Below are 10,246 nucleotides of genomic sequence, written 5' to 3' on the forward strand. Positions count from 1 at the left end.
AAGGACAGGCCTCTCTCAGCTTCTGCTCAGCTCTGGCGCTCGTCGCCAACGTAGGTCCGCACCGTCGCGAGGAACTTCGCGACCGAGATCGGTTTCGACAGATACGCCTCGCAGCCACCCTCGCGGATGCGCTCCTCGTCGCCCTTCATGGCGAAGGCCGTGATGGCGATCACCGGAATGCCCTTGAGGTCGTCGTCCTCCTTGAGCCATTTAGTGACTTCGAGGCCCGACACTTCGGGGAGTTGGATGTCCATCAGGATCAGGTCAGGCCGATGCCGGCGCGCCAGCTCGATCGCCTCGATCCCGTTGGCCGTCTTGAGGGTCGCGTAGCCGTGAGCCTCCAACAGGTCGTTGAAGAGCTTCATGTTCAGCTCGTTGTCCTCGACGATGAGCACCGTCTTCGTCATGGCTCACTGTCTCCGGCGCTCCAGCGGGCCGCGTCACACCCCGGCTGCGACCGGAACCGCAACACTGTTAAGCGACACATGTTGATGAAACGCAAATTCGATGGATTTGCCAGGGGGACGAGTCCCCGTGGCGGAGTGCTGAGCGAATCCGCCGCGGAGGCGCTGGGAGCCCGTGTCTTCGACTACGTCACGGGGGATCCAGGCCGGCTGCTGCGCTTCATGGAGACCTCCGGCCTGTCGCCCGATGCCCTGCGGCAGGCGGCCGGCACGCCCGAGCTCGCGGCCGGCCTCCTCGACCACGTCGTGGCGGACGAGGAGCTGCTGCTCGCCTGCGCGAGCGCCCTCGAAATCGCGCCCGAGCAGATCACCCAGGCCTGGCGCCGCCTCGGCCCGCCGGACGCGGGCGAGTTCGGGGCGTGAGCGGCGCGCCGCTCTGCCGCGATTGCGGCGAGACGGTTCCGCCCGGCACCCCGCGCTGCCGGGCCTGCGGCTCGCCGCGCCTGCTCGCCCATCCGGAGCGCGACGCGCTGTCGATCGCCCACGTCGATTGCGACGCCTTCTACGCCGCGGTCGAGAAGCGGGACGATCCCGCCCTGCGGGATCGACCGCTGATCATCGGCGGGGGCCGGCGCGGCGTGGTGGCGACCGCCTGCTACATCGCCCGCATCCGCGGGGTGCATTCGGCGATGCCGATGTACCGTGCCCTCGAGGCCTGCCCGGACGCGGTGGTGCTGCGGCCCGACATGGAGAAGTATGCCCGGGTCGGCCGGGAGGTCCGGGCGATGATGCAGGACCTCACGCCGCTGGTCGAGCCGGTCTCGATCGACGAGGCCTTCCTCGATCTGTCGGGCACCGACCGGCTGCACGGGGCGCCGCCCGCCGTCACGCTGGCGCGCTTCGCCCGCCGGGTCGAGGACGAGGTCGGCATCACGGTCTCGGTCGGGCTCGCGCCCAACAAGTTTCTCGCCAAGATCGCCTCGGACTTCGAGAAGCCCCGCGGCTTCTCGATCATCGGTCGCGCCGAGGCCGCCGCCTTCCTGGCGGGAAAGCCGGTGCGGATCCTCCCGGGCATCGGCCAGGCGGCGGCCGAGCGCCTCGCCGCGCTCGGCATCCGCCAGGTCGGCGACATCGCCCGGGTCGCGCCGGAGCGGCTGCATGCGGGGCTGGGGCGCGACGCCTCCCGGCTGCTGGCGCTCGCCCGCGGCGAGGATCCGCGCCGGGTGCAGCCCGTGCGGGAGACGAAGAGCATCTCGGGCGAGACCACCTTCGCGGAGGACCTGCGCGGCTTCTCGGAGCTGCGCCCGATCCTGTGGCAGCTCTGCGAGAAGGTGGCGCGGCGCCTGAAGCGGGCGGAATTCGCCGCCGGCAGCGTCACGCTGAAGCTGAAGGACCGGGATTTCCGGCTGCGCACCCGCACCCGCTCGGGCCTCGCCCCGACGCAGGTCGCCGAGCGGCTGTTCCGCCCGGCCGAGGCGCTCCTGCGCGAGGCCTGCGACGGCACCGCCTACCGGCTGATCGGGATCGGGGCCGGCGACCTGTGCGGGGCGGCGCATGCCGACCGGGGCGACCTCGCCGACGTGTCGGCCCTGCGCGACGCCAGCCGGGCCGCCGCCATCGACGCCCTGCGGGACCGCTTCGGCGCCGCGGCGGTGCAGCGCGGCCTCGGCTTCACGCCGCAGGAGGCCGAGCGGCCGGCCCGGGCCAAGCCGGACCGGACCGGGCGGGAGCCCTAGGACCGGACCACGGCCAAGGCCCGCACGATCAGGGCTTGCAGTCCTTGCTCTCGGGCAGGAGGTCGATGCGCGACAGCTCGCCCTTGAGGGAGAACTCGCCGTAATCGAGCCGCAGGGCGGCGCTGACGCCGTTCTCGTAGAGGTCGAAGGCGAGCACGTAGACCGGGGTGCGCTCGCCCTCGCCGGGCGAGAAGTAGCTCAGGGTCACCGGCCAGTGCGGCATCGTCGCCATCGCGCCGTCGCGCAACGCCGCCTCGACCGGGACGGGCTTGGGCGCCGGGGCGTCGGGCCTGGTCTCGGGCTTGACCTCCGTCTTGGTCTTGTCCGAACCGCGCTGCGCCCCGATCACCGCCAGGGTGTCGTAGACCTTGCGGCCGTCGTCGGACCCGTCGAACACCTTGATGGCGACCGTGGACTGCCCCGCACGCGCGGCCTCGATCAGCCGCCTCATGTGGGCGGCGGGAAACAGCACCTCCCCGGGCACGCTCATCTCGCCGCGCTTGGGCTGCTTGAGGCTGACCGAGAGGCCCTTGTCGCCCCGCTCGGCATTGCCGTCCACCGGGGCGGTCGTCTTGCCGTTGAGGTCGGACTGGGTGCGGAAGCGGAAGCTGCGCCCGTCGCCGCTCTCGAAGGTGGTGTTGCGCAGGTCGGAGGTGCGGCTGCCACTCTCCGAGCTCTCCAGCACGGTGACCTGACGGTACTGCAGGGCGAAGCCCTTGCAAGCGTCGCCGGTGAAATCGAACACGATCCGGCCGCGGGCGCTTTCGACCGCGCGGGTGCCGGAGCTGCCGGACAGCGACAGGTCGTAGACGGCGCGATGGGGCGCGAGATGCACGCTCTCCGCCGCGAGAACGGGCGACGAGAGCGCGAGCACGACGCACGCGAGGAGTGTCCGCATGAAATCTCCCGGACGGGCCGCCGGTGATGGCGTCGGCCCTGTTGTCCGGCTCAAGATAGGTCCCGCCCCGCCACCCGGCAACGTGCCCGCCCGGCCGGTGGCGGCGCGGGCCGTGGCAGCGCGGCCACGCTTGTCCGAGACCGCACCGGAAACGCGCACAGGTCGCGGCGCGCGGCGGCGGTTCAACCCAGGCGCATCGCCCCCTGCGCCGGCGACCGGGCGCTGAGAAATCCAATTAAAGATCTGATATATAAAGGTTTTTTCGATATGTTGCGCGGCGGCGCGACGATGGGCCGGCCGCGCGGTGCGACCGTCGCACCCGGTTTTGCCGGGGGTCGCGGGCTCGGGGAAAAACCGGCGCGGCCGCGGGCCGGACTCTTGCGCGGATGTTAGGGCGTCCTGTAGGTTCACCCCGTCGCCAGCGCCCATGGCGTGGCGGCGATCACCAGCAGGATCGGATGGACTGAACGCGCGGTCGAACGGCGGGCCGCTCGCGGCTGCGCGCCGATTCCATGGGTGATGTCGGGGGAGTGGAGGCGGCGATGATGGATGCGGGTCCGGGCTGGACGAATGAACGCGTCGAGCTTCTCAAGCGGCTCTGGAGCGACGGCCACAGCGCCAGCCAGATCGCCGCCGAGATCGGCGGAGTCTCCCGCAATGCGGTCATCGGCAAGGTCCACCGCCTCGGTCTCGCCGGGCGGGTGACGAAACCCAATGGGGCTCAGGCGGCGTCCGGCCGCCGTCCGCGCGCCGAGGCCGAGTCCCCAGGCGCCTCCGTCGCGCCGACCGTCCTCGCCCCCGCGCCGCCGGCCCTCGCGCTGATCCAGCCGACATCGGTGCCGTCCGCCGTCGCGCTGCCGGAGAGTTCCCGCGTCACCATCATGGAGCTGCGCGACTTCATGTGCCGCTGGCCGATGGGCGACCCCTCGACCCCGGATTTCCGTTTCTGCGGCGACCGGGCGATCACCGGCCTGCCCTACTGCACCCACCACAGCCGCATCGCCTACCAGCCCGCCGCCGAGCGCAAGCGCGACCGCAAGGTCGTCGGCTTCCGGTAGTCGCGTCCCGGGCCGGCAAGACCCGGCCCTTTCGATCGTGTCGAGAATATCGCTCGAATCCTAACGAATCCTGTCCGGGCGGCGCACCGCCTTCGCGGATGGGGTGGCCGCGCGCTATACCGACGGGCGCGGCCGCCGGAACCGAGGGCCGAGATCGGACGGGCCGGGCGATGCAGGAGACCGTCGTCCCTGAGGGACCAGGGGTGAGCGAGAAGAAGCGCCGGGCCACGGCCGCGGAGATCCGCGAACGGGCCTTCCTCGACGTGATCGACTGGCTCGACTACCGCGTCGCGGTCTGCCGCGACGGGCTCGAGCGCTACAGCGCCTCCCACGGCGCCGACAGCCGGGCCGCCGCGGCCGAGCGCGCCGCCGCCTTCGAGGCCGAGCTGATCCTGCGCGAGATCCGCAAGCTCGCCGAGGTGCCGCCGCGGTCCAGGACCTTCCGGGAGGCGGCCGAGGCGCGCCGCCGCTACGTCGCCGCGCAGGCCTCCCGTATCGGCGAGCCGGAGCGGGAGGCCTGATCGTTCGGGGGCCGGACCCGCCGCGCGCCCGTCACTGCAATTCCAGCACCACGCTGCGGAACCCTTGCGGCTTACGCGCCGGGCAGATGTCGGTATCGTCGGCCAGAAGCTGCACCTTGGTGCCGTCCGCTGCCACCACGAGGCCTTCGGGCTGGAAGTCGGGGATCGCCGCCAACGCCTCGGCGGCGCCGGGAACCCGGGCCGGGGCCTCGCCGGCACGCCCCGACCAGCGGTAGAGGTCGAAGGCGCCGCCGCGGCCGCCCGCCACGATGAAGTAGGCCCTGATCCCGCCCGCATAGGCGATGTCGCGGATGCCGCGGCCCTTGAGGTCGAGGGCGATCGGCTTGCCGAGCTTCGGGGCCGCCCCCTCCCCCAGCACCGCGGCCGGATTCTCGACCGGCACCACCAGGGCGTCGTTGTCAGCGTTGAGCGGGTTGCCGAGGCCGACGAACAGGCCGCGCCCGTCCGGGGCCGGGCTCAGGCCCTCGATCGCGAGGCCCCGCCGCTGCGGGCTGAGGTTCGGCTTCGTCGCGAGATCGACGGCGATGCGGTCGGCGAGCGCCGGATCGAGGTCGGCGATCGCCTTGGCGAGCCCCCGGAACGCCTTGCCCTTCGGCGCCACCGTGGGCGCGGCGGCGTCGCCGCCGACCGACAGGGCGAGGACCTGGCGGGTCGCCTCGCGGGTCCGGCCTTCGGCGTCGCGGCCGTGCGAGCCGATCGCCACGAGGTCGCTGCCGAGCCAGGTCAGCGCCTCGAGGTCGGCCTGGCCCGGCTCCTCGCGGGCATCGGTCGCCAGGGCCGCATCGAGGTCGCCGCCCTTCAGGGCGAGCGGCGGACCGGACTCGTTCGCCCGGTAGAGGCGCAAGCTGTTGTCCGCGTCGCTCACCACCAGGACGCGGTCGCCGAAGCTGCCGGCCGGGTATGGAACGGCGCCGGAGGCCTGGCAGGTCCCCCAATGCATCAGAACCGGCCCCGCCTTCACCTCGGCGCGCGCGGCGGAGGCCGCGAGACAGAGGGCGAGCCCGGCAACGAGGGTGTCCCGACGCGTCGTGCGCAGGCCCGTCATGGCGTTCCTCCCTGGTAGTGCGGTCCGGCTGGGCGGGACCGTCCTGGTTGACGTCCGGATGCGCGACGGCCTTCGAGCGGGCCCCGGCGCCTCCCCTCACCCCTCCCGGCCCGGCTCGTCCCCGCGCCGGGCCGCCTCGCTCCGGCGCCGATCGCGCCGCAGCACCCACAATTGCCAGAAGCCGAAGCCGAGCACGGCCCCGAAGACGAGCCCGAAATCGAGCAGCGCGAACAGCGTCTCGTTCACGACGGCGCCGCGCCGCCGAAGCGCTCCCGCTCGCGCAGCACCTCGATGAGGTCGAGGACGCGCACGACCCGCGCGGCGAGGTTCCACCAGGCCGGACGCGCTCCGGCGAGCGGAGGCAGGACGACCGGGGAGACGGCGACCGGGGGGACGGAGGCGGGCCTGGGCATCGCCGTCACCGCCTCGACCAGGAAGGCGGCCTCCGGCAGGACCGGCCGGTCGGCACGGCGCAGCGAGCCCGTCAGCGCCGCGCGGGCAAGGAGTTGCGCCTTGCGGGCTCCCGGAACCCGAGCGCGGCGGCTGACCGGATCGAGGCCGCCGCGGGCGAGGTCGCGACCGATCTCGGCGTAGATCAGGCCGGCGGCCCGCACCGCCGGCCGGCAGGCGGCGGGAAGCTGCGCGATGCCGGAATCGGCCCGCGCGTACAGCAGGTCGGCCGCGGCGAGCAGGCGCGCGACCACGGCGGCGAGCGCGGGGCTCTGCTCCGGCCGGGCGAGGAACGCGTCGGGGTCGATTCCGGCGTCGCGCAGCCAGGATTCCGGCAGGTAGAGGCGCCCGGCGCGGGCATCCTCGCCGACGTCGCGGGCGACGTTGGTGAGCTGCATGGCGATGCCGAGGTCGCAGGCCCGGGCCAGCGCCTCGCCCGAGCGCTCGCCCATCACCAGCGTCATCATCGCGCCGACCGAGCCGGCGACCCGGGCCACGTAGGCGACGAGGGAGGAGAGATCCGGGTGACGGCGCCCGGCGGCGTCCCAGGCCAGGCCCTCGAGGAGCGCGGCGGGCAGGGCCTGGGGGATCGCATGGCGGGCGACGATCTCGGCGAGCGCCCGGTCGGCGGGCGCGTCGGCGGGCCGGCCGGCATAGACCGCAGCCAGGCGCGCCCGCAGGCGGGGCACCGCGTCGGCCTGGGCGCCCGCCCCGTCGACGGCATCGTCCGAGAGGCGGCAGAAGGCGTAGAGCCCGTAGGCGTCGCGGCGCACCGCCCGGGGCAGCAGCCACGAGGCGGCGTAGAAGCTGCGCGACCCCGCCCGGATCGCCGCCCGGCAGGCGGCGTGGTCGGCGGGGCGGGCGGTACACCCTCCGAGGGGGGCATCAGGCGAAGACGGCAGCATCCGGCACCACGCGATCGAGGATCTTCGACGAGGACAGAACGCCCGGAAGCCCGGCCCCCGGATGGGTGCCGGCGCCGACGAGGTAGAGGTGGCGCACCGCGCCGCAGCGGTTGTGCGGGCGAAAATACGCGCTCTGGGTCAGAATCGGCTCGAGCCCGAAGCCCGAGCCGCGGAAGGCCAGGAAATCGTCGGAGAAATCCTGCGGCGTCGTCACCCGGGAGGTCGCGAGCGCGTCCGACAGGCCCGGCAGCACCGTCGCCTCCAGGCGCGCGGCGATGCGCTGCCGGTACGGCTCGGCGAGCGCCGCCCAATCCTGGCCGCCGGCGAGGTTCGGCACCGGGGCGAGCACGTAGAAGGCATCGTGGCCCGGTGGCGCCACGCTCGGGTCGGTCGCGGTCGGGCGGTGGAGGTAGAGGCTCATGTCCTCGGCCAGCACCTTCCGGGAGAAGATGTCGTCGAGGAGCCCGCGATAGCGCGGCCCGAGCACGATCGTGTGGTGCGGCAGCTCCGGGTAGGTACGCCGCGTCCCGAAATACCAGACGAACAGCCCCATCGAGGAATGCGCCCGGGCGAGACGCCTGGATCCCCGCCCCCGGACCTCCGGCGGCAGCAGGTGCAGCGCCGTGGCGACGGAATCGGCGTTCGACACCACGATGTCGGCCCGGATCGCCGTGCCGTCGGCGAGCGCCACGCCGCGCGCCGTGCCGTCCTCGACCAGGATGCGCGCGACCTCCGATCCGCACCGCACCTCGCCGCCCTGGCCCTCGATCAGCCGGACGAGGCCGCGCACCAGGGCGCCGGTGCCGCCGAGCGCCGAATGCACGCCCCAGCGCCGCTCCAGCGACGCGATCAGGCAGTAGAGCGCGCTCGCCCGGAACGGCGATCCGCCGATCAGGAGCGGGTGGAAGCTGAAGGCGGTACGCAGGCGCTCGTCGCGGAAGACCGAGGAGACGAGGGAATAGACGCTGCGGTGCCCGCCGAGGCGCAGGAGGTCGGGGGCGATGCGCAGCATGTCGGTGACGCGGCCGAACGGCACCGCCCCGAGCTGCTCGAAGCCGACCCGGCACAACTCGTCGGAGAGCGCCATGAAGCGGTCGTAGGCGGGCGCCTCGCCGGGGCTCAGCCGCTCGACCTCGTCGCGCATCGCCGCCGGATCGCCGGACATCGCGAAGGTGGCGCCGTCGTCGAAGCGGATGCGGTAGAACGGCCGCATCGGCACCAGGGTGACGTCGTCGGAAAGCCGCCGCCCGCACAGGGCCCACAAGTCCTCGAACAGGAACGGCGCGGTGACGATGGTCGGCCCGGCATCGAACGTGAAGCCGTCCTGCCGGTGGACCCGCGCCCGTCCGCCCGGCTGGTCGAGCCGCTCGAGCACGCTGACCCGGTAGCCCCGCGCGCCGAGCCTCACCGCCGCCGCGAGCCCGCCGAAGCCGCTGCCGATCACCACCGCACGAGGCCGGCGCCGGGCGGACGTGACCCGCGGCGGCGCATCGTCGAGTGTCAACATAGGTTGACACTATTGTCCCGGTCGGGGCGGGTGGCAAGGGGGAAACGAGGGCCGCCGCGCGATCGAACGGCGAGCGTCAGGCGCGCGCCGCGTCCGCCCGGATCAGCTCCGCCACCACCTCCGGCTTCTCCTCGTGGGCGAGATGCCCGAGGCCGCGCAGCCACTCCACCCGGGCGCGGCCGCCGAGGCGGTCGGCGAGGGCGATGGAGACGTCGGGCGCGATGGTGCGGTCCTGGCTGCCGACGATCAGCAGGAGCGGGACCGCGAGGCGGGGCAGGTCGCGGTCGAGGGGCACGAGGTCCCAGTTCGCCATCATGCCGAGTGCCCCGGCGACGTGGCCGGGGGTCTGGAACAGGCGGCGGTAGAGGTCGAGGCCGGCGCGGTCGAGGGTCGAGCCGGTGCCGTGGATCAGCCGCTCCACCGCGGCGCGGTCGGCCGACCAGGCGAAGACGCGCGGCGTGACCGGGTTGAGGAACAGCGCCCGCGCCATCGCCGGGAACAGGAAGCCGGCCATGCCCGGAAACGGCTTCAGCGCGGCGTTGAGCCCGACGAGAAGGCGGGGCGCGAGCACCCCGTCGAGGCAGAGGCGAGCCAGGATCGCGGCTCCCGCGGAATGACCGACGACGATCTGCGGGGCGGCGTCGAGGGTGCGCAGCAGAGCGGCGAGCGCGCGGGCCATGCGCGGCAGGGAGGGGGTCGGCAGCGGATCGGTGAAGCCGTGGCCCGGCAGATCGGGGGCGATCACCCGGAAGTCGCGGGCGAGCAGGGGCAAGAGCCCGCGCCAGGAGTGGGTCGCCGCGCCGGTGCCGTGCACGAGGAGCAGGACCGGGCCCGCCCCGGCCTCCTGGACGTGCCAGGTCAGGCCGCCGGCGGCAACGAAACGGCTCGTCTCCCGGTTCGGCCAGTCGCGGCCCTGGCGGGCGAAATCGGGCCTGTCGTCGGACGCCCTCGCGCTCGTCATCGGGCTCATGCCGCCGGAGCGGCCTCGCGCACGGCCCTTGCGAGGCGCGCGGCATCGGCCTGCGGCAGGGCGAGGTAGCGGGCGCGCATCGCGGCGGCGAGCGCCCGGGCGGAGTCCTGCGGCCGGGCGGCGGTATCGATGACGAGGGCCCGGGTCCCCTCGGCGGCCAGGGCCCGGGCGGCCGCGAGGGCGTCGGCACCCGCTTGCACCCGTCCGGGCCGGCCGGCGCGGTCGATGTTGGCGCGGCCGTCGGTGAGGAGCAGCACGACCGGGCTGCGACCGCCGCGGCGCTCAGTAGCGGCGAGGCGGGCGGCCGCCTCGATACCGCAGGCGAGCGGGGTGCCACCGCCGCCCGGCAGCGCGGCGAGCGCGCGCTTGGCCCGCACCAGCGAGCGGGTGGGCACCAGCAGCAGGTCGGCGCCCCGGCCCCGGAAGGCCACCAGGGCGACGCGGTCGCGGCGGACGTAGCATTCGGCGAGCAGCTGCTCGACCGCGCCCTTGGCCTCGGCCAGCCGCTCCAGGGCGGCGGAGCCGGAGGCGTCGACCGCGAAGATCGTCGTGGTCTCGCGCCGCTGCACGAGGCGGCGGATGCGCAGGTCGTCCGCCGTGATGCGCAGGCGGGCCTCGCCGTCGCCGCGGCGCAGGCGCTGCCAGGGGGCCGCCGCCCGCAGGGTTTCGATCAGGGCGAGGCGCCCGCGGCGCGGATCGCCCGGCCGGGCCCCGACCGGACGGCCGCGCGG

The 10,246-nt window shown here is 74.1% G+C and carries 12 protein-coding genes; 4 read left to right on the forward strand and 8 right to left on the reverse strand.

What is annotated here, in order from left to right; translation table 11 throughout:
• Positions 1-26: 26 nt before the first annotated feature.
• The gene (locus tag HPY23_RS17835) at positions 27-407 is read right to left on the reverse strand and encodes a response regulator (RefSeq protein WP_060845470.1); all 381 of its coding nucleotides are present in this window, start codon (positions 405-407) and stop codon (positions 27-29) included.
• A gap of 135 nt (positions 408-542) precedes the next feature.
• Here HPY23_RS17835 and HPY23_RS17840 point away from each other — a divergent pair, with 135 nt between their 5' ends.
• Together HPY23_RS17840 and HPY23_RS17845 are read left to right on the forward strand one after the other, a co-directional pair.
• On the forward strand, positions 543-827 hold the full coding sequence (locus HPY23_RS17840) for a DUF3572 domain-containing protein (protein WP_244537505.1): 285 nt from the start codon (positions 543-545) through the stop codon (positions 825-827).
• The gene (locus HPY23_RS17845) at positions 824-2,140 is read left to right on the forward strand and encodes a DNA polymerase IV (protein ID WP_091883212.1); all 1,317 of its coding nucleotides are present in this window, start codon (positions 824-826) and stop codon (positions 2,138-2,140) included. Before HPY23_RS17840 ends, HPY23_RS17845 begins: the two co-directional genes overlap by 4 nt.
• A 28-nt stretch (positions 2,141-2,168) precedes the next feature.
• Here HPY23_RS17845 and HPY23_RS17850 read toward each other — a convergent pair whose 3' ends face one another.
• Positions 2,169-3,038, reverse strand: coding sequence for a cell envelope integrity EipB family protein (locus HPY23_RS17850; RefSeq protein ID WP_060845468.1), 870 nt, complete (start codon positions 3,036-3,038; stop codon positions 2,169-2,171).
• A 542-nt stretch (positions 3,039-3,580) separates the two neighbouring features.
• Between HPY23_RS17850 and HPY23_RS17855 the strand changes: the two genes are divergently transcribed.
• Both HPY23_RS17855 and HPY23_RS17860 read left to right on the forward strand, forming a co-directional pair.
• Positions 3,581-4,096: a GcrA family cell cycle regulator gene (locus tag HPY23_RS17855; protein ID WP_060849158.1), complete on the forward strand. Its 516-nt coding sequence runs from the start codon at positions 3,581-3,583 to the stop codon at positions 4,094-4,096.
• 170 nt (positions 4,097-4,266) lie between these two features.
• Complete coding sequence (locus HPY23_RS17860; protein WP_139234890.1) at positions 4,267-4,617, forward strand: hypothetical protein; 351 nt, start codon at positions 4,267-4,269, stop codon at positions 4,615-4,617.
• A 31-nt stretch (positions 4,618-4,648) separates the two neighbouring features.
• On the opposite strand, the gene HPY23_RS17865 is transcribed toward HPY23_RS17860, so the two are convergent.
• From HPY23_RS17865 to HPY23_RS17890, 6 genes are all read right to left on the reverse strand, one after another.
• Entirely contained in the window at positions 4,649-5,683 is a 1,035-nt protein-coding gene (locus HPY23_RS17865) for a hypothetical protein (protein WP_091883207.1), read from the reverse strand.
• A 96-nt stretch (positions 5,684-5,779) separates the two neighbouring features.
• Entirely contained in the window at positions 5,780-5,929 is a 150-nt protein-coding gene (locus HPY23_RS17870; RefSeq protein WP_167543870.1) for a hypothetical protein, read from the reverse strand.
• On the reverse strand, positions 5,926-7,038 hold the full coding sequence (locus HPY23_RS17875) for a phytoene/squalene synthase family protein (protein WP_200601685.1): 1,113 nt from the start codon (positions 7,036-7,038) through the stop codon (positions 5,926-5,928). The genes HPY23_RS17870 and HPY23_RS17875 overlap by 4 nt, the downstream gene beginning before the upstream one ends.
• Positions 7,019-8,545, reverse strand: a complete 1,527-nt coding sequence (gene crtI / locus HPY23_RS17880; protein WP_060845464.1) for a phytoene desaturase family protein — start codon at positions 8,543-8,545, stop codon at positions 7,019-7,021. Before crtI ends, HPY23_RS17875 begins: the two co-directional genes overlap by 20 nt.
• 76 nt (positions 8,546-8,621) lie before the next feature.
• Positions 8,622-9,506 carry an alpha/beta fold hydrolase BchO gene (bchO, locus tag HPY23_RS17885; RefSeq protein ID WP_091883286.1) on the reverse strand — a complete coding sequence of 295 codons (885 nt, stop codon included), beginning with the start codon at positions 9,504-9,506 and terminating at the stop codon, positions 8,622-8,624.
• Positions 9,507-9,511: 5 nt separating this feature from the next.
• Positions 9,512-10,246: VWA domain-containing protein (locus HPY23_RS17890; RefSeq protein WP_200649658.1), on the reverse strand; the 735-nt coding region annotated here is incomplete at its 5' end.

Origin of the sequence: Methylobacterium ajmalii (genome assembly GCF_016613415.1) — a bacterium.
Taxonomy (GTDB): Bacteria; Pseudomonadota; Alphaproteobacteria; order Rhizobiales; family Beijerinckiaceae; genus Methylobacterium; species Methylobacterium ajmalii.